23 protein-coding genes are annotated in these 18,935 nt (G+C 43.7%); 19 read left to right on the forward strand and 4 right to left on the reverse strand.

Annotated elements, in window-relative coordinates:
- The first annotated feature begins 6 nt into the window (after window positions 1-6).
- The 13 genes from DKT73_RS00660 to DKT73_RS00730 all read left to right on the forward strand — a co-directional run bounded on the left by DKT73_RS00660 (window position 7) and on the right by DKT73_RS00730 (window position 8,154).
- Window positions 7-591 carry an ABC-three component system protein gene (locus DKT73_RS00660; protein WP_111636691.1) on the forward strand — a complete coding sequence of 195 codons (585 nt, stop codon included), beginning with the start codon at window positions 7-9 and terminating at the stop codon, window positions 589-591.
- Window positions 581-805 (forward strand): ABC-three component system middle component 6, encoded by a 225-nt coding sequence (locus tag DKT73_RS00665; RefSeq protein WP_111636692.1) that lies wholly within the window; start codon window positions 581-583, stop codon window positions 803-805. Before DKT73_RS00660 ends, DKT73_RS00665 begins: the two co-directional genes overlap by 11 nt.
- Window positions 795-2,486 (forward strand): DUF2326 domain-containing protein, encoded by a 1,692-nt coding sequence (locus DKT73_RS00670; protein ID WP_111636693.1) that lies wholly within the window; start codon window positions 795-797, stop codon window positions 2,484-2,486. The genes DKT73_RS00665 and DKT73_RS00670 overlap by 11 nt, the downstream gene beginning before the upstream one ends.
- A 175-nt stretch (window positions 2,487-2,661) precedes the next feature.
- Window positions 2,662-2,919, forward strand: coding sequence for a DUF4160 domain-containing protein (locus tag DKT73_RS00675; RefSeq protein ID WP_111637160.1), 258 nt, complete (start codon window positions 2,662-2,664; stop codon window positions 2,917-2,919).
- 3 nt (window positions 2,920-2,922) lie between these two features.
- The gene (locus DKT73_RS00680; RefSeq protein ID WP_111636694.1) at window positions 2,923-3,192 is read left to right on the forward strand and encodes a DUF2442 domain-containing protein; all 270 of its coding nucleotides are present in this window, start codon (window positions 2,923-2,925) and stop codon (window positions 3,190-3,192) included.
- Between the two features lie 27 nt (window positions 3,193-3,219).
- The gene (locus DKT73_RS00685; RefSeq protein ID WP_111636695.1) at window positions 3,220-3,801 is read left to right on the forward strand and encodes a hypothetical protein; all 582 of its coding nucleotides are present in this window, start codon (window positions 3,220-3,222) and stop codon (window positions 3,799-3,801) included.
- Window positions 3,802-3,870: 69 nt separating this feature from the next.
- Entirely contained in the window at window positions 3,871-4,521 is a 651-nt protein-coding gene (locus DKT73_RS00690; protein ID WP_157959136.1) for a DCL family protein, read from the forward strand.
- Between the two features lie 89 nt (window positions 4,522-4,610).
- Window positions 4,611-5,408: a glucose 1-dehydrogenase gene (locus tag DKT73_RS00695; protein ID WP_232827748.1), complete on the forward strand. Its 798-nt coding sequence runs from the start codon at window positions 4,611-4,613 to the stop codon at window positions 5,406-5,408.
- A 181-nt stretch (window positions 5,409-5,589) separates the two neighbouring features.
- The gene (locus DKT73_RS20250; protein ID WP_232827749.1) at window positions 5,590-5,811 is read left to right on the forward strand and encodes a hypothetical protein; all 222 of its coding nucleotides are present in this window, start codon (window positions 5,590-5,592) and stop codon (window positions 5,809-5,811) included.
- A gap of 166 nt (window positions 5,812-5,977) precedes the next feature.
- A complete protein-coding gene (locus DKT73_RS00715) occupies window positions 5,978-6,739 on the forward strand; it encodes a carbon-nitrogen hydrolase family protein (protein ID WP_198666506.1) in 762 nt (253 codons plus the stop codon).
- 72 nt (window positions 6,740-6,811) lie between these two features.
- Window positions 6,812-7,231 carry a hypothetical protein gene (locus DKT73_RS00720; RefSeq protein ID WP_111636698.1) on the forward strand — a complete coding sequence of 140 codons (420 nt, stop codon included), beginning with the start codon at window positions 6,812-6,814 and terminating at the stop codon, window positions 7,229-7,231.
- 366 nt (window positions 7,232-7,597) lie between these two features.
- Complete coding sequence (locus DKT73_RS00725) at window positions 7,598-7,855, forward strand: type II toxin-antitoxin system Phd/YefM family antitoxin (protein ID WP_012069454.1); 258 nt, start codon at window positions 7,598-7,600, stop codon at window positions 7,853-7,855.
- Window positions 7,843-8,154 carry a type II toxin-antitoxin system RelE/ParE family toxin gene (locus tag DKT73_RS00730; protein WP_111636699.1) on the forward strand — a complete coding sequence of 104 codons (312 nt, stop codon included), beginning with the start codon at window positions 7,843-7,845 and terminating at the stop codon, window positions 8,152-8,154. The genes DKT73_RS00725 and DKT73_RS00730 overlap by 13 nt, the downstream gene beginning before the upstream one ends.
- Before the next feature lie 637 nt (window positions 8,155-8,791).
- On the opposite strand, the gene DKT73_RS00740 is transcribed toward DKT73_RS00730, so the two are convergent.
- The gene (locus DKT73_RS00740; RefSeq protein ID WP_111636700.1) at window positions 8,792-9,673 is read right to left on the reverse strand and encodes an SDR family oxidoreductase; all 882 of its coding nucleotides are present in this window, start codon (window positions 9,671-9,673) and stop codon (window positions 8,792-8,794) included.
- 93 nt (window positions 9,674-9,766) lie between these two features.
- On the opposite strand from DKT73_RS00740, the gene DKT73_RS00745 reads away from it, so the two are divergent.
- On the forward strand, window positions 9,767-10,375 hold the full coding sequence (locus tag DKT73_RS00745) for a TetR/AcrR family transcriptional regulator (protein WP_111636701.1): 609 nt from the start codon (window positions 9,767-9,769) through the stop codon (window positions 10,373-10,375).
- Between the two features lie 134 nt (window positions 10,376-10,509).
- On the opposite strand, the gene DKT73_RS00750 is transcribed toward DKT73_RS00745, so the two are convergent.
- Window positions 10,510-11,580, reverse strand: coding sequence for a DUF3549 family protein (locus tag DKT73_RS00750; protein ID WP_111636702.1), 1,071 nt, complete (start codon window positions 11,578-11,580; stop codon window positions 10,510-10,512).
- A gap of 102 nt (window positions 11,581-11,682) precedes the next feature.
- Between DKT73_RS00750 and DKT73_RS00755 the strand changes: the two genes are divergently transcribed.
- The 5 genes from DKT73_RS00755 to can all read left to right on the forward strand — a co-directional run bounded on the left by DKT73_RS00755 (window position 11,683) and on the right by can (window position 16,577).
- Window positions 11,683-12,024 carry a YqcC family protein gene (locus DKT73_RS00755; protein ID WP_111636703.1) on the forward strand — a complete coding sequence of 114 codons (342 nt, stop codon included), beginning with the start codon at window positions 11,683-11,685 and terminating at the stop codon, window positions 12,022-12,024.
- Entirely contained in the window at window positions 12,024-12,881 is an 858-nt protein-coding gene (locus DKT73_RS00760; RefSeq protein ID WP_232827750.1) for a DUF1853 family protein, read from the forward strand. Before DKT73_RS00755 ends, DKT73_RS00760 begins: the two co-directional genes overlap by 1 nt.
- A gap of 61 nt (window positions 12,882-12,942) precedes the next feature.
- Complete coding sequence (locus DKT73_RS00765) at window positions 12,943-14,967, forward strand: putative bifunctional diguanylate cyclase/phosphodiesterase (protein ID WP_111636705.1); 2,025 nt, start codon at window positions 12,943-12,945, stop codon at window positions 14,965-14,967.
- A gap of 127 nt (window positions 14,968-15,094) precedes the next feature.
- Entirely contained in the window at window positions 15,095-15,952 is an 858-nt protein-coding gene (locus DKT73_RS00770; RefSeq protein ID WP_111636706.1) for a putative RNA methyltransferase, read from the forward strand.
- Window positions 15,945-16,577 (forward strand): carbonate dehydratase, encoded by a 633-nt coding sequence (gene can, locus DKT73_RS00775; protein ID WP_111636707.1) that lies wholly within the window; start codon window positions 15,945-15,947, stop codon window positions 16,575-16,577. Before DKT73_RS00770 ends, can begins: the two co-directional genes overlap by 8 nt.
- A 66-nt stretch (window positions 16,578-16,643) precedes the next feature.
- Here the strand turns inward: can and DKT73_RS00780 are convergent, their stop codons facing one another.
- Both DKT73_RS00780 and DKT73_RS00785 read right to left on the reverse strand, forming a co-directional pair.
- Window positions 16,644-17,597: a LysR family transcriptional regulator gene (locus DKT73_RS00780; protein WP_111636708.1), complete on the reverse strand. Its 954-nt coding sequence runs from the start codon at window positions 17,595-17,597 to the stop codon at window positions 16,644-16,646.
- Between the two features lie 132 nt (window positions 17,598-17,729).
- Window positions 17,730-18,920: an AGE family epimerase/isomerase gene (locus tag DKT73_RS00785; RefSeq protein WP_111636709.1), complete on the reverse strand. Its 1,191-nt coding sequence runs from the start codon at window positions 18,918-18,920 to the stop codon at window positions 17,730-17,732.
- Window positions 18,921-18,935 lie beyond the last annotated feature (15 nt).

Genomic DNA, 18,935 nt, shown 5'->3' on the forward strand with positions numbered 1-18,935 from the left:
TGAATCTTGACAATAGAAAATGAAAAGACTGATGCACCCGTGAATAAAATAGTCAGGGTAGAACGTAATGCTGGTAATATCATTGTTGGGGATTCTCCCGAATATGAAATCAGCTCCGCCATAAATGAACTGTTAAAGTCATTAGCTAATAAACCATTTTCATTTCAGAAAAAAAGACGTCGGCCATCTTCCGAGACGGTTGTAAAGATAGAACACAACAATCTTAAATCTAAAAGTCATATCATAAAGCAGTATCTAGACCATTCTTCAAAGGTAGAAGAAGCGTATTCTGAAATTGACTCATTAATAGCATTTGGAAAAGATACAATACTTCAAAATTTGAACGACTTATATTATCTGGCATTGGACACAGTTGATATAGACTATCTAACTTGCGATGTGGACATAGAGAATGTTAGGGAAAATTCGGAGTTTATTTTGGATTTCATAATTCAAAAATTAAAAAATAGCGTATTTGAGTCCAAAAACACTCCTGATTACAAAGAGCATATTGAATTAGGAGTAAATGTCGTTGTAGCTCATGCTTTTATTGAATGCATAATCATGGAGAACCCCACTTATGATTCCTAGTAGTGGTTGTGATCCGGAGGTAAATGTCGTGAGCATCGGTGCAAAAATCTTAAAGAAAATAGCAGAAGAAAATTCATCATTAGATTTCATTCTGAGTGAATGCTCATCGGATCTTGGCGTTTCGATTGATCACATCATACTGTCATTAGATTGGCTTTTCTCAATTAAAGCAATTGACTTTAATGGCGTAGAGGTATTTATAAATGAAGCTTGATAGCCTTGAAATAAAGATAAACAATGAGGTCAAGAGGTTCGTGAAATTTGAGCTTGGCCTGAACCTAATTACAAATAAGCCCAACTCAGGTCGTACAGGTAATAGCGTAGGCAAATCTACCTTATCAAGAATTGTTGATTTTCTTATGCTGGGAAGCATAGAAAGTATTTACATTGATGAAGAGTTTAAAAAGCCAAATCAAGAAATTGAATCGCTTTTCAAAAACAATATTGTGACAGCATCGCTAAGTTTCTATGACCACTCAAATAAAACAAATCAGATTTCACGTAATTTATGTATAGGTGGTGACTCAGAATTTAAATTCTGGATAAATGGTGAGATTGTTGAAGAAAGTAAATACGAAAGTTTTCTTCAAAATAAAATATTTAATATTTCAACCAGAAGACCATCTGTAAGAGCAGTTGCCCCTAAGTTTATTAGAAATGATAGCCACCGAATGTTAAGCACAACCAAGTTTCTTGATAAGCGACAAGGATCAAAAGATTATAGCGAGCTTTTTTTATATCTTTTTGGTTTTAGTAATACGTCTCTTCTTACTGAAAAAAGAGATGCCACGAACTTAGTTAATAGGCGAAAACGGAATTCAACATCTATTAATGCCCTAGTGAAAGAACAAAAGCCAAAAAGTGAGATTAAAAAATATAAGGCTGATGCTAAAGAGTTAGAAAATAATCTTTTGACATTTGAATATTCATCAGAGTATTCGAACCCAATAGAGAGGCTTTCAGAACTACAGGTTAAAGAAGATAGATATACTGAAGAGCTCTTATCTATACAACGAAAAGTAGACAACATCAATCATACTATAGAACTCTTATCTAAAGACAAAGATGGTTATTTGATCAACGAGCTTAAAGCTATATATAGTTTCTCGGGTGTCGCAATTGACGGAGCCCTTCGAGAACTTGAAGACGTTATTTTGTTCCATAAAAATCTCGTTGAGAAAAAGAAGCGTTTTCTTACAATTGATCTACCTAAGTTGAATGAGGAGTCTGAAGGCCTTCAGGCTGAACTAAGTTCAATAAGGAAGAATAAGTTACAAGTTTTTTCTGATATGAGGTCGAAGGAAAGCTTAGATAATGTGACTAAAAATTTAAAACGACTTGGTGAGCTTAAAGTTGAGCTTGGAAAGTTAGAGGGCTTAATGGAACAGCAGACCAAAGCAAAATCAGATCAGACAGAAGCAGAGGAGCAGTTGCAAAAGATTCTTGAAGCTATTTCCAAAGAGATTGACAATGTTTATGTGTTTGAGAATAAGTTCAATACACATTTAAGGTCTCTTACCAAAAGCCTTCATGATGAAGAGTACAGCATAGATTTAGAATTTAATAAGGATAGTGGTGCTTGCTCTATAGAGCTCAATAACTCTGCAACAAACCCTGAAGGCGGGAAAAAGAAAGCTGAAGTTATCGCTTTTGATTTTGCATATATACATGCTATTAATGAGTTAAAGCTCAAGCGACCAAATTTTATTTTTCATGACAGCATTGAGGATATTGACAAAAAACAGATCGAAGACATTTTCAAAGAAGCTAACAAGCTTCCAGGTCAACAGATTTTATCAATGCTTTCAGATAAAATATCAGATGAAACTTATAATAAAGTATCAGGAAATATAATTTTGTCTCTTGATGAGGATGAAAAATTCTTTTGTGTTTAAACGAAAACTAACAAGCGGCTTCAATCTGACCTCCGGCCACTGTCACCATTTGTGCATAAAACCCGCACAAATGGCGCCAGTAGCCTCCGGCAGTTGAGCCGGGCGTTATGCCGGATTTGACTCCTCGCGTTGATGTAATATGATGAAGCTTATGCTTTTCGATGGGATAAATGCTATGCCAGTAATTAGCCGATTTTACGGTATCTTGATTGCTATGTATTTTAACGATCACAATCCACCGCATTTTCATGCAAAATATTCTGGATATGAAGCGCTATTTGCATTTGATGGAACCATACTGGAAGGGGAATTGCCCAAGCGAGCAACTATTTTTGTTCAGGAGTGGATAGGAATACACAAAATTGAGCTGGAAGAAAACTGGCGTCGAGCCAGAGCAGGGGAACCTCTGAATTACATAGCACCACTGGAGTAAATTATGTTGCATATTAAGTCTGCAAAATACGTGGCTGATTACACAATTTGGGTTGCATTTGATGATGGCACTTCTGGCGAAATCGATCTAAATGGCGAGCTCCACGGGCCGGTATTTGAACCGCTGAAGGAAATCGCTATTTTCCAGAAGGTATCGGTCGATCCTGAGCTTGAGACGGTTGTTTGGCCGAATGGAGCAGATCTGGCTCCAGAGTTTCTCAAAGGGCTGCATAACAAGCAAAGTCAGCAGGCGCGTGTCGCGCAGCTGCTTTGAGCGTTATGCATCTAGGTAGATGGAGCAATGGAAGCGAGACCTAATAAATCCGAAGAGTTATTCCTCAGTCTTGGGTGCAACCGGTTTTACGACTTGTTCGATGAGATCATGATGGATGATTTCTGGGCCAAAGAGGATTGCTATAGGTTTGGCAAAGTGTCGAGCATCTTTGCAGTTTATGCCGAGCTTTTAGCTTATGAGCCATTCAAGCATGTACTTGAAGCCCTAAAGACACAGCGTCCTCCGATGGAATCTGAGATTGGAGGCCCACTGTTTAAGTTCGTGCGTAATATACTCGCTCATTTTCCCGTATTTGAAACATGGGATGAGGTGTGGGTGAGTAAGGAGCTAGTTAATTGGCAGAGAGAAGGCCTGACGATTGACCGCTTCCTAAAGAAGCATGCAGGCCACGATGAAGTGAAGTATCGCTTCTGGGAAGCAGATAAAAAACGGATGACCTATATGAGTATTCGTTTTCCCAAAAAATATGACGAAAACAAGATATATCTTAAGGATATGATCGAAGAAAAAGACGGAGTGAAATTTTCACTCATAATGATGCGCCAGATACTTAATACACAAGTAGAGTCAGTTGGTGAGAATGCATAACAAACAAAGGCAGCGGACGCCAAAAAGCGGCGCTCGCTGCTTTGGGCGTTAGCCATACAGGAGGTTCTGGTGGCAAAACCAATAGTAATCGGAGATATTCAGTTTAGAACCAAAACGGCCGCTAAGGACGAGATCAGGCGCCGTATAGGTCAATATGAAGCCGGAGATATTCTGTCTGTTGCGGACCAGGTATTTTTCGAGGAACTATTCAAGCTTCATGACGAATACGCTGAAAAAGTCGGCGCAGGGATAAAGCATATTCAGGTTGAAAGGGACTTTCATAGAAATAGGTGTTTGTATATCCACCGAACCGATGGAACGGAAATTGACATTAGCTGGGTCCATTGTGTTCAGCCTGCATCCACTAAGACCGTTGTTTCCATCGCCTTCAGAAGGGCAGTAAAAGAGCGCGTAATGGCTTTCAAGTCAAACCAACTTTCAGAGGGTTGCCACTGCCCTGTTTTGAATATTCCTCTGGACTACGAAAATAGTCATGTTGCGTATACGGAGTATAGCTTTGAGTCGCTACTGGACGACTTTCTTAATCAAGCAGACGCCACCTTCGAATCTATCGAACTTATAAACCCGAATCCAGATGACAGCGACCAGCGAGCCATTCTAAAAAATCCGGATCTAAAGGCTCAGTGGGACCGATTTCATGAGTCGAACGCTAGACTGGCATTGATGAGTGCAGAAGCCAATTTGCGAAGACAAGGCTAACCAAGCCATTAAGTTCGCGCACTTCGTGCGCCGGACCTCGTTTCACTCGGCCGCTTATGGCCGGCGTTAGACATTAAGAGGACCGAATTTTGAGACTCGAAGGAAAAGTGGCTTTAGTCACTGGGGCTGCTAAAGGGATTGGTGAGTCAATTGTTCGACATTTTGCTCAGGAAGGTGCCTTTGTTTATGTCACGGATATTGATCAGGACAATGGGCTGCAAGTAGCACTATCCATTGGTCAATCTGCCCAGTTTGCTTTGTTAGATGTTCGCGACGAAGGAGCGTGGCAGAAGCTTATTGGGGAAATAATCGATGTACATGGTCGGCTTGATATTGTCGTTAACAATGCTGGCATTACTGGCTTCGAAGAGGGCTTCGTCCCGCATGATCCAGAGAATGCAACCTTAGACGCTTGGCGCAAAGTACATGAGACAAACCTTGATGGGGTATTTTTAGGATGTAAGTATGCCATTAAAGCTATGCGTGCCACACAGAAAGGATCCATTATTAATATATCCTCACGCTCTGGCATCGTCGGTATCCCAACGGCCGCGGCCTATGCTTCCAGTAAAGCGGCTGTGCGAAATCATACAAAAAGTGTCGCCTTGTACTGCGCACAGCAAGGCTTAAAAGTGCGGTGTAATTCCATTCACCCTGCTGCAATTCTGACGCCTATGTGGGAACCGATGCTGGGTGATGGGCCTGAACGTGAAGCGAATATGGCCGCATTTGTTCAAGATACACCGCTTAGGCGTTTTGGTTTACCTGAGGAAGTCGCTTGTGTAGCTGTCATGTTGGCTTCAGATGAATCTGGCTATTTGACAGGAACAGAGATAAATATTGACGGCGGCATTCTTGCAGGTTCAGCCGGAACGCCTGCAAAATAATATTTAACAACCTTGATCTCACTATTTACAGAGATAGATTTTATACAGGGGAGTAACGCATAAGATCCTAAGCGACAGGATTGTCGTTCGTTTTACGGTCTGTCTGCTATCGTCACCTACAGGGATGCTCGTATTCGTCTGATTTCAGTCAGGCGTTCCCGCAAGAAGGAGATTGAGCTTTATGAAAACTAAAGACTTCGATAAAAAATTTGAGGAAGGTCAGGAGGACATGGTTGATGACCTAGATCTTTCTTCTGCTCGCCGCGTAAATCAGGAACAGAAGCTGATAGTGGAACGGATGAAGATCTTGGAAGGTATTGCGAAGGGCGAGCAGGCCATCCGTGAAGGTCGAACAATGGATATGTCGCAGGCCAAAGAGAAAATGAGTAAATGGCTCAAATAATTTGGACTGAGCCAGCACTGAATAGTCTGAACGATATTGCTGAGTATATTGCCGTTAATAACACACGCATCTCAGAAATCCAGCATTTACGAGGTTTTTAACACGTGTGTGCTTATCAAATCGATTTTTCAAAAAGCCGTTATCAATTGAAGTGCGTTAAGGAAAAATGTTGAAAACAAGTATCTGTATCAGTTTGGCTCAGGTTCCTGTTGTTAAAGGTGATGTGACAGAAAATCTCGCACAGCATATTAAAATGATTGAGCAGTCTTCATTGTGTAAAGCCGATTTGGTGGTGTTTCCTGAGCTATCCTTAACAGGTTATGAGCTTGAACTTGTTCAAGAACTGGCTTTATCTGAAACATCACATGTGTTCGAAGTGTTATCTCAAGCGGCAGTAGATCACAATATTATTGTTCTCGCAGGGTGTCCTCTTAAAGTCACTCTTACATCGGGAAGAGACGCCAAACCAACTATCGGGGCTGTTGTTTGTTTTCCTGATGGGACACGAGAGTTCTATGCTAAGCAATATTTGCATGAAGGCGAGGGTAAGCATTGTTCGAACGGTGTGGTTGACTACGTCTTTACTGTAAATGGTTATCGGATTGCTTTGGCGATATGCGCGGATTTTGCGTCGCCAGAACACGCTCAAAAAGCACGCGAACTGGGTGCTGATATATACATTGCCAGCGCTTTAATATCTGAACGTGGCTTTGAAGCGGACGCTAAAATGTTGTCCTCCATCGCAGCGACACATGGTTTTCCTGTGCTTTTGAGCAACCATATATCGACAACGGGCGGTTGGTCGGCATGCGGTAATAACTCAGTTTGGAATGCAAGTGGAGAGCGAGTTTTCAGCTCGGAGTCGAAAGAGCCTTGTGTCGTTTTATGTACAATGGCCGACCACAAGATAGATGCTATCAAAATATGATATTGAGACAAAAAGACCAGCATGTAGTTGGTAAACATTTGCATACTGGCGTTATACGCAAAAGGAGCGTCTGTGATTAGTCCCATTATACAAGAAGAAACCACAGGATGCGGGATTGCTTCTGTGGCTAATGTTGTTGGTAAAAGTTACGCGGAGATGAAGGCATTAGCGAATTCAATGGGTATTTATGCTTCTGATACATCGCTGTGGTCGGATACGCAATATGTCCGACATATGCTGTCCAATGTTGGTGTTGAGGCTACTGAGAATGAAATCCTATTTGAATCTTGGGGCGCATTGCCTGATCTGGCGTTGTTGGCTATCAAGCATCATCAGGAAGAGGGGAGAGATTTTTGGCACTGGGTTGTTTTTAAACGTGTGGATGGGCGAGACCTTGTTCTCGATTCTGCTAGTTATTTGACTTCTAATGTTCGAACCGATTTTAACGAAATGCAGCCCAAGTGGTATATTGGACTCAAAACCAAACGTTAAGGACCGTTCATAAGACACGCACTTTAGAAAGTCAGTATTTACAAGGTTTTTAACATGATGCGTGTCCTGCAAAAATTCTGTGCTTCAAGCCAGCCGCAAATGCGGCGTTAGCCTTATGAGCATAAACATTACTTTTTAGAAGCCTGTCTTATCAAGGCGTTCATTTTTAAATTGAACTGCGGCGTCGAGGGGTATGTCACGTCAGATCACACCTCGTTCCTCGTCTCATCTGACCTACGTGATCGGTTGGGCGAATGTTCGCCAATTATTGAGACTAGAGAGAATTATAAGCTAGTGATGGCAAGTATTAGTTCTTTTTAAATTGGAGTGATACTATAGTGATACATTTTAATCTGAGGTGTCACTATGAGAACCGAAGTCGTTACTACATTAAAGAGGCAGGCAACGAAGTTGCTTGCTGATTTGCGTGAGTCAAAAGAGCCTATTCTCATAACCGAGCATGGTCAGCCATCAGCCTATTTGCTTGATGTTGCTGATTACGAGTTGATGGTAGAACGGATGAAGATCTTGGAAGGTATCGCGAAGGGCGAGCAGGCCATCCGTGAAGGTCGAACAATGGATATGTCGCAAGCCAAAGAGAAAATGAGTAAATGGCTCAAATAATTTGGACTGAGCCAGCACTTAATAATCTGAACGATATTGCTGAGTATATTGCAGTTAGTAATCCGTACGCTGCGAAGCAATTAGTAGAAAATGTTTTCAGTAAGGTGAAGAGACTCGAACAATTTCCTTACTCTGGCAGAATCCCTGAAGAAATTTCGACTCTAAATTATCGAGAGGTGGTAGTAAATCCTTGCCGTGTTTTCTACAAAGTTGATAGCGATTCAGTCTATATCCTTCATCTATTGAGGCAAGAAAGAGATTTACGTAAGTATTTACTGTCTACTACGGATGAAAACTAGAGGATTATCGCTATGCGTGATCATTATGATTTTTCAAATTCCGTCAAAAACCCTTACGCTAAAAAGCTTAAGAAGCAAGTCACGATCAAAGCTTGATGAAGATACTGTCGGACCGTTCATAAGATACGCACTTTAGAAAGTCAGTATTTACAAGGTTTTTAACATGCATCTCCTGCTAAAATTCTGTTTTTAAATTGAACTGCGGCGTCGAGGGGGGATGTCACGTCAGATTACACCTCGTTCCTCGTCTCATCTGACCTACGTGATCGGTTGGGCGAACATGTTCATAAGACACGCACTTTAGAAAGTCAGTATTTATAAGGTTTTTAACATGTGTGTCCTGATAGAATTGCTACGAATTTGGTACTTTTTAGAAGCCTGTCTTATCAATGCGTTCATTTTTGAATTGAACTGCGGCGTCGAGGGGGGGGATGTCACGTCAGATTACACCTCGTTCCTCGTCTCATCTCACCTACGTGATCGGTTGGGCGAATGTTCGCCAATTATTGAGACTAGAGGAAATCATGTTCATAAGACACGCACTTTAGAAAGCCAGTATTTATAAGGTTTTTAACATGCGTGTCCTACAAAAATTGGTCTGAAAAGGGGCAGTCTCGTTTGCTCCTAATGACGAAACTTATACGTCAATGCCGCCTAGGACCTTGTCTAGTTGCATTTCTGTCAAAACACGGTCTTGAATAGGTTGTTTGGCCGCGTTAATGTCATCAACCCCCCAAACTAAGCCAACAGGTGTGCGTGTTGGGCGTTTACCAGCAGGCATGTCTGCTAGGGCTAAATAAGCGTCTACTACCATTTGTGGGTTGGGTGCTTGATCGCTCTGCATAAATTTACCGAACTCTTCAAACATAGCGGCAGGGATGTTTGCCAATTCACCGTAGCTGTCCAAAATGTCTGTGCGTGACGGTTGTTGTCCTGATGCGCTTAAGCCTGTAGGGAAGGGGCCTGGTTGTACGATGGCGACATCGATACCGAAAGGGGCCACTTCGTAGCGTAATCCTTGGAGGTAACCTTCTAGAGCATGTTTGGTCGCAGCATAGGTGGAAAAATATGGTGCTGAGATTTGGCCAACCATGGAGGAGGTATTGATGATAAGACCAGACTTAGCGTCACGCATCGCAGGCAACACGGCTTGTATAGTGCGCATAGCGCCATAGTAGTTGGTTTCCATCTGTTCGCGGGCTTGGGCTATGCTAAAAGCTTCTGTAATGCCAAGGTACATGACACCTGCGTTGTTTAGCAAAACATCAATTTTCCCCGCTTTGTCTAATATAAGGGCCATGGCCGTTTTGACAGAGTCGTCGTTGGTCACATCCATATCAACAACATGAATGAAATCGCTGTACGCTTCTAAGTCTGCCTTAACTGCAGCGTTTTTACCCTCTGGGCCACGCATGGTGGCGAACACTTGGTAGCCTCTGTCGGCAAAATCTTTGACTGATTTTTGACCAAAGCCACTGCTGCTTCCTGTAATGACGATGCTTTTTTTCGTGTTGCTCATTTTTCTATCCTATTCGGTTTGCTAATTAAATACCAGTCGGTACAATAAGCGCAAATGTACAGTCTGTCAAATTAAAATACCGGGTGGTATAAAATGGGTTTAAATCAAAATAAGCCGTCGAGAGGGCGACCAAAGACTTTAGATCGCGAGCACGTTCTAGATGTGGCAATGGCGTCTTATTGGAAAGAAGACATAGGTAATTTGTCTCTTAATGAGATCTGTAGGCGATGTGATATATCGAAGCCTGGCCTGTATCGTGAATTTTTGAATGAGGATGGTTTGATGAAAGCCGTTATTCTCAAGTATCACCAAGAGGTACTGAGTCCCGTTCAGCAGATGTTAAGTCATGATGCTCCGTTTCAAGCGACGCTTGATAATCTGATCCTATTTGCCGTTTCGGCCGATGATAGTCAAGGGGCTCCTAAGGGATGTTTGTTGATCAAGATGCGTGAAGCGCAGATGCATTTAGGTGAAGCGACACGGGCGCAAATTGATTTGATTCAGGAACAAGCCGTAGCAACTTACAAAAAATGGATAGAGTGCTCACAAGCCAAAGGTGAGTTTACTGTCGATATGACGCCCGAGTTTGCCGCCACTTATATTGATGCCCAATTAGGTCATGCGTCGTCACAGCTTGCTCGAGGGGAAGATCCACAAATGGTTAAGAGGATACTGATGGCGGCTCTTTCTATTTTGAAGTAAATCACTGTTAGCTTAGTGGGTGGGTTTTAGATGGATAGTTGGGACGTAATCTTTAATGTCTCAACATCGGAGTCTGTTGCATTTTTTATATAAAACGCCACAGACTCCATTTTTCCGTTACTTACTATTTTTCATCACTGTACCGATTTCGGTGTTTGCGTGAAGATATAGCTCACGGCTTGGGCCAGTTTTGGGCTGACGTGGCCGCCGCGTAACAAGTTCCAAAGAGGTTGTTTGGTTTCTGGGTGTTGGCTTAACTCGGCGGCGATTTGTTTGAAGGCAATGTAGCCGTCTTCCCTGTGTGCCAGTTTTTCCATGATGATGCGCAGTAGTTGCGGGTTGTGACCAAGCCAATGGGGGCATTTGGCGGCGAGGGCGGCGATAGGATGAAGGTCGTCGTCTTGACATTCTGTCAGGCTACCAAGCAAACCAAACAGTGGCAGTAATAATGTATCGTTTAAATCGGCTCTGGATAAAGCCCGTAGGTAGCTTGCTTGCATCAGTGCGTCTTGCTCGGTTTGCAGTTGCGCGATGAGCGTTTTTTGTAGCTGGCTTGATAGGGTTTCGTGTTCAAGCGCGTGACATAAGGCGCTGACAACCGGTTTAGCGGCGTGTTGAATGGCTTTTTGTATCAGTGCTTGGTAGTGATCTTCGTCAACTCTGGCGGCGAGTTCGGCGATCCCCTGAAGGCCCAGTGTTTGCCAGCTGTCGTCTTGTTTTGTTAGGTCTGAAGACAAATAGGTCGCTACGTCGTTGAAGTAGTGGGACGGTGTTTTGTGTAGGTCTTTGCCTAGAATGGCGTGAAAACTCGCCATGCGCTCTTGATCGGGTTTGAAAACATAAGGGTTGTCTTCTAGGGCTTCGGATAAGCCTGCTTCTTCGCCTTTGTGCAGTATTTTATCGACAATGCTTTTGATGAAATGATCTCGCGTACCAAGGTTCAGGCAGCCCGCTTCGTCCAGTGGCAATTTAAGAAACCAAATGACAGCAGCATCAGCACTGTCTTTTTTCGCGGTGTCTTTTGAGGTTAACAGGCAGGCCAACCAAGCATGCTGGCGAAATGGATAAGGGTAGGCCTGCTGTTTACGGTCGAATTGTATGGCTTGTTGTGGGGTCATTTTAGTGATGTTGCGACCTAGGTCGTAGTAGCTTACATCACAGCCGACCATGTCAAATAAGTCAGAAAGCGATTCTATTTTGTTCATGATAAAGTATGGGCTCGTTTTGCCGGTGAAGACGCTGCTGGGCGCCCTAAGTTGTGTAAAGAAAGATGCGTTATCTTACCGTTTTTTAAAGGAGAAATCAGGTTGAAAGAAGCCTTTTCTGACCATCATCGGTTGGCGGATTTATTGATGGACTTACAAGTGGCGATGCAAGATTGCGGCATTTGGGAATGTGGTACACCCAGTCATGAAGCCTTACAGAGCACAGAGCCTTTTTGTATTGATACGATGCGGTTTGAGCAGTGGCTTCGTTTTGTAATGATTGAACGTTTCAAAACCCTGTTAGCCACGGGGAGTGATTTGCCAGTACGGTGTCATATTTCCCCTATGGCGGAAGAGGCGTTTAAACATCAGCCGTCGGCGAAAGTCGCGCAGCTTGTGCTGTGTTTAAATCGAATCGACCAGCATTTAAGTGGTGCATTGTGATGTTGGATAGGTTGCGTCATCCGCTGGTAAAGGATCTGGCTTGGCTGGTGGAGGGGCATTATATTGAACGTGATTTTGATCTTAAGCCTTATTGGCGTGAAGATGTGGACGCCCGTTTGTTGGCGCTGGATTTGGAGCCAGAGCCACTATTGAGCGCTTTTCAGGCGTGTAAATCGCATTTTTTAGGCAGTTATTTTGAGACCCTGTTTTCGTTTGCGATAGCGCATTTTTCGCATTTGACACTCTGTTTACAGCATTTTCAGATAGAGAGTGATGGAAAAACGTTGGGCGAAGTGGATATGCTGGTGGAAACGCCTGATGGCCAGCTTCATCAGTTTGAAATCGCGATTAAGTTCTATTTACAGCGACCAGATCTTTTTCCTCATGATTGGATTGGGCCAAATAAGAACGACAGTTTATTGAAGAAGGTTACGAGAGCCAGAGAGCACCAATTAGGTATTCTTCGGACAAAAGAAGGTGAGGCGGCCATTGCCGAGCTTGCCAATGGGCGTGTGCCACAAGCCAGTTTACTGATCTTTGGTCGTTTATACCTTGCTTTGAATAATGCCGACGATGTGACGGCTTGGTTAGCACAAACAGAGCAGGGTGGGTGGATTCGTGTGTCTCAAATAGCCTTGCTCATGCCACATTTTTCGTGTTTTTCTATCTTACAAAAGCCACATTGGTTGGCGAATCCAAATATAACTGATAATTTCGCTTTCAATTCTCTGCAATCTGCCTACAATCTTGTAAGCGAATTCCTACATGACAGTCGCCCTCAACATGTGCTTTTATGGCGAGCTGTGCGTAATGCTGACAATAATAGAAATGTATTTATCGTGCCGGATTCATGGTGAAACAGAATCCGATGTCAAAATGCACGTTAGTTGCTTTAAAACCAGTAGTATTAAAAAGTAGATGACCGATTTAGTAAAGTTACTGCAGGCTAAAATGCCATTAGCTGCGTGGATTATAGACGTAGAGCAATCAAGTGTACCGTGCTGTAACGAAGCGGCTGAAGCTTTATTGATAGGCTCTTTGAGCGATATTAAATCGGGGCAGCGTGTCGTTAGAGACGAATTAAGAGAGCGTTTGTCTCTCCATTTGGCGTCTCTTGAAATAGGGGACAGCTTACCTTTTAAATGGCCATTTACTTCCGAATACGGCGTTGACTATCTGGTCCGTGGTTCGGTCATCGCTTTGGACGCCGCTCGTAAAGGGTTGTGTGTTGAAGCTCATCCCGTTTCCCCAGACGATGTTGTCGCTGTATCCCCAGACGATGTTACTGTTGTTTCTCCAGACGATTCCCTTATGGAACATCATGCAGGTTTATTAGCACAATTTAGAAGCCTGTCTTTTGCTATTTTTGATCAGCATGGCGCTTTTATAGAAGCCAGTGACTATTTTGTTGCCCATTTTGGTGCCATTCAGCATGTCCGTGATTTGTTTGCTGTGTCTGGTGCTGCCAATAGTTTTATTCGTCGTCTGGCTCATAAAGAAAGTTTATTCCAAGAGATTCGCCTTGCGACACAAAATGGAATACGCTGGCATAAGATAGAAGTTTCTTATCATCCCTTAACGAAAATGATTTATCTGCTGACTCATGATATCCAAGAAGAGCGAGATCATGAGGTGGCGCTATATCGCCTTAATAATTACGATGGTTTAACCAATTTACCCAATCGTAATCTGCTCTATCATCAGCTAGAAAGTGCGCTGATTAATGCCCGTAAACGTCATCGTCAATTTGGTCTTTTGTATCTGGATCTCGATGGCTTTAAAGTCATTAATGACAACTTTGGTCATCGGGTCGGCGATGAGTTGATTCAACGCGTGGCGGAACGTATCAAAGACAGCATCCCTTCTGGGGCGTGTTTGTATCGTTTGGGCGGTGATGAATTTGTTGTGGTGCTTGAGAATACACATTCCATTGTGGAATTAGAAAACATTGCCGACAGCATTATGCAGAATGCCAGCAACACTTATCCTGTCGCCAAAATGGAAATGATGATCACCGCGAGTATCGGCATTGCCAGTTACCCTCAGCATGCTGATAACGTGGATAATCTATTGAAAAATGCCGATGCCGCCATGTATCGTGCGAAATCGATGGGCCACAATATGTGTTTTGTCTATCAAAATAGCATGGCAGACAATATTGATGCTTATTTAACATTGGGCGGTGGGCTGCGCAAAGCCATAGAGGAAGAGCAATTTATTCTTCATTATCAACCTAAAATGGCGCTGCCAGATGAGAGAGTGGTGGGGGCAGAAGCCTTGATTCGCTGGGTGCACCCTGAATTGGGCATGATCAGTCCTGATCAATTTATCCCTTTAGCCGAAGAGAGTGGTTTGATTTTGCCGTTGGGCGAGTGGGTAATACGTCGGGCTTGTCGTCAGTTACAGGAATGGCGCAAGGCGGGTTATCCTGATATCAAATTGTCGGTGAATTTATCCAGTCGGCAATTTATGCAGGCGGATTTAGTCGATATGGTGGAGCGAGTCCTCGAGGAAACGGGGGTAGATTCCAAGTATTTTGAACTGGAACTCACTGAAAGTATGTTGATGGTTGACGCTCAGCAATCGATAGAAAAGCTCCACAGTTTTCGTAAACTGGGTTTAACCTTATCGATTGATGATTTTGGCACGGGCTATTCTTCGCTGGCTTATTTGAAAAAATTCCCTATCCAAACGTTAAAAATAGATCGCTCTTTTATTCATGATTTGGGTTTGGACAGTGATAATGATGCCATTGTTAAAGCCACCATTGCGATGGCAAATAGCCTGAATCTCAAAGTGATTGCAGAAGGAGTTGAAAACCGTGCGCAGGTGGATGTGTTGAATAAATATCATTGCCAAGAAGTGCAGGGGTATTTGTTTTCTAAACCTTTAAGCAGTGACGATTTTCTTGCCTTTCTAGAAAGCAGCAGAGCGGTTGTTTAGCAAGGGGACCCTAGAATAAACGGCTGAAATAAGAAAGCATTATGGCAGGGCGTTTTTTCGTGTTCTGCCTCTTGCTAATAGGTTATCCTTCTCTTTACCGCACAAATTAATCAACCATGGGTACATTGTGTCGACGCTTGAAAACCTTTCTTGTCCGATAGACTTAGCACCGCTACAACGACGTGAGCGCAGCTTGATTTGTCAACACGGACACACTTATGATCTGGCCAAAACGGGCTATGTGAACCTTCTCCCCGTACAAAATAAACGTTCTAAAGACCCTGGCGACAGTAAAGAAATGGTCGCAGCACGGCATGCTTTTTTAAAGCAACAGCATTATTTTCCTATTGTTCAGGCTATTTTATCGACTTGGCCACAGGGGCATTTGCGTTCTGGCGTTCGTGTGCTTGATGCGGGCTGTGGCGAGGGCTATTACCTCAGCGAAATAGGGCGTATCTTAGCGGACTGGCATGTCGATATTGAGCGGATGGGGTTGGACATTTCCAAATGGGCTATCACCGCGGCGAGTAAAGCCGATAAAAATGTCAGTTGGTTAGTGGCGAGTAATGCCAGTTTGCCAATGCCAGAGCAGCGTTTTGATGCCGTGATATGTTTGTTTGGTTTTCCGGTTTTTACAGAATTCTCTCGGGTATTAAGTGACGACGGTGTTTTGTTACTGGTGGAATCCGGTGCTAATCACTTGATTGAGTTGCGCAAAATACTTTATCCGTCTATTCATGAGTATAAACCCACCTTTGCCGCAGGATTGGTTGACTTTGAGTTGCTATCAGAGCAGTCAGAAACCTTCTCTTTTGAGCTAGACTCTCAAGCACAAATACAGCAATTGTTGAGCATGACCCCTCATATTCACAAAGCCTCTTATGAAGGTCGTGAAGCGGTGGCTTTGCTTAATACGATTACACTTACAGCGGACATTAAGCTTCGTTGGTATCGAAAGAAAATAAGGGATGTGAATAATGTCTAGTCATTTAGATGAACTGTTCAATAAAAATAGAGAGTGGGCGGCTAAGGTTACGGCGGAGGACCCAGAGTTCTTTTCTACTTTATCGAAACAGCAAAAACCCGAATACCTTTGGATTGGCTGTGCAGACAGTCGGGTGCCTGCCAATCAGATTGTTGATCTTTTGCCTGGTGAAGTCTTTGTTCATCGTAATATCGCCAACGTTGTGGTGCATACGGACTTAAACTGTTTGTCTGTTATTCAGTTTGCTGTGGATGTGTTAAAAGTAAAACACATTATGGTGGTGGGTCACTATGGTTGCGGTGGCATTAAAGCGGCCATGGGAACAGAAGAACATGGCATGATAGATAACTGGTTGCGTCATATCAAAGATGTCTATCGGTTGCACCGTGAAGAGCTAGACGGCATAGAAAATGAACATGCGCGTTTTGATCGTATGTGTGAGTTGAACGTGGTAGAGCAAGTGGCGAACGTATGCCAGAGCAGCATCGTCCAAAACGCATGGAAGATCGGTCAAGAACTGCATGTTCATGGTTGGTGTTACAGCATAGAAGATGGGCATATTACGGATCTGAAAAGAACCGTGTCCAGTGCAGAGGAATCGCTACAGCAGTTGAATAATATGTAGTGGGATGCTGGTGGTCATAAACAAAAAACGAGCATCAGGCTCGTTTTTTGGTTTCTGCGTATTGTTTTATAAATTATTGTTTTCTGCGATGGTTCGAGCGCAGCCCGCAATGGTCGAGCGCAGCCAGATATGACCGGGATCATGTTGTAATAATGGGCTCCACAGCATTTTTAATTCTACTGGTGGAATGTCAAACGGGGGCGGCAGTACAACAACACTTTGATTGCCCTTCATCAGGCGGGTGGCCAATGACGGTAACGTAGCAATCAACCCTAACTGTTCCGTAGCACGCATGGCGACATTATAATTGCGTGTAAACAGGCGGATATTGCGTTTAAAACCTAAGTCTGCCAAGGTGCCATCGACCCAACCCAGCTTTTGCACTTCTTCTGGTTGAATACCAACACCGACGCCAAAGCCTGTTTTACTGACCCATACATGGGGTGAAGCAAGGTAGGTTTCTAGGGAAAAGTTTTTGGCGATGTCGGAATTGGCGGGAACCAAACAAGAGAAATGGTCAACCCAGACGGACTTTTGATGAAAGGATTGTGGCAGGGTGTCGAAGCGATTGATCACCAAATCTACCTTGCCCTTTTCCACATCGTGAAAGCTGACATCGCTTGGGTTCATCACGTCCAATATGACACTGGGGGCTTCTTCTTGTAGTTTTTTCATCAGTGGTGGAATCAGAGTGGCTTCCGCGTAGTCGCTGGCCATGATGCGAAACACCCTAGAACTTGACTCTGCTTCAAAGCTTTGCCCAAGATGCAATACTTCATCGACCGCTTGGAGGATGCTTTGTACGCGAGGCTGTAGTTGTATGGCGAGGGCGGTGGGCATCATGCCGTCGCTGGTTCTGACGAGAAGTGGGTCGTGGAATAGATCTCTTAAACGTCGTAGACCGTTGCTCATTGCGGGTTGCGTAATGCCCAGCTGATTGGCGGCGTGGGTGACATTTTGCTCCCGAAGTAAGGAGTCCAAATATCGAAGTAAGTTTAGATCTATTTTGTCTAACTGCATAAGGGAAAAGACTCATGTCCACTGACGTAGGGGCTGCATGATACTGTATTTTGTCCTTAAATAGAATGAGACCTTTGCTCCAGACATGGTGCAAGGGTCTCAGAGTGATTGCTATCGAGCGAGTAAGGGCGATTATCTTGCCTTGGTAAGCTGGTCTATGACTTCATAACACGCGCCCATGGTGTGGTAGTCGGTTTTTCCGGCTGGGCTCTTGCAGTCGTCATAGGATTGGTTGTCTCGGGTTAGAATTCGAAACCAAGCACCGTATTGATGATCAATCATGTGCGACCAGCTGTATTGCCACAGTTGCTGATATTTATCCCAGTAGTGTGTTTCTTTGGTTAGGATCGCGAGCATAGCGGCGGCGGCAAACGATTCCGCTTGAACCCAAAAGTATTTATCCCCATCACAAATGTTACCTTCGGGATCATAGCCATAACACAAGCCACCGTTGCCGTGGTCCCAAGATTTTTGCCATGCGCTATTAAAGAGTGTTTGTGCGGTAGGAATAAGCCAATCAAGCGGTGAACGCTGATGTATTAACAGTAGGAGTTTGGCCCATTCTGTTTGGTGGCCGGGTTGAAATCCCCACGGGCGGAATAAGTGTTTTGGGTTGTCTTTATTGTAATCCCAGTCCACCTGCCAATCCGTTGTATAGTGTTCCCAGATGTCGCCGCCTGCTAACGCGGCTTGGCGTTGGCAGATGTGTTTCGCGAGTAGGGTAGCGCGTTCTAAATAGCGGCTTTCTTGTGTTGCATCAAACGCTGCAAGAAGTGCTTCACAACTGTGCATGTTGGCATTTTGTCCACGGTATGGCGACACGTTCTGCCAATCGCTGGATATTTCATCTTTGTATAAACCGAATTGAGCTTCCCAAAAATGTTCTTCCATGGTATTGAAGGTTTCCTCAATCCACGGCTTGGCTTCTGTTACGCCAGCTTTGTAAGCGGTCGCATAAGCCAGCATCACAAAAGCAAAACCGTAACAGTGGTTCGTTTCATCTAGGTTTTGGTCTTTGCTGAGCAGCCAAACGTAGCCGCCATTTTCACGACGATGGCGCCCACGCAAATATTCAAGTCCATGACGAGTGGCGTCTAAATAAGCCTGTTTGCCTTCAGCTTGATAGGCTTTGGCGTAGTTAAAGACAAAACGTGTACTGCTAACGAGATGACGGGTATCGGCATCGTAAATGTCACCATTGTCTTTGAAAAAATGAAAAAAACCACCCTTAGGATCAATACAGTTTGGGTGATAGAAACCCATAGTCGACTGGATGTGGTCTTGTAAAAAAGCAATTGAGCTAAACTCTGGAAAAGAAGGCATGACGTTGTCCTTTGC

The organism is Marinomonas shanghaiensis (genome assembly GCF_003259175.1).
GTDB classification, from domain to species: domain Bacteria; phylum Pseudomonadota; class Gammaproteobacteria; order Pseudomonadales; family Marinomonadaceae; genus Marinomonas; species Marinomonas shanghaiensis.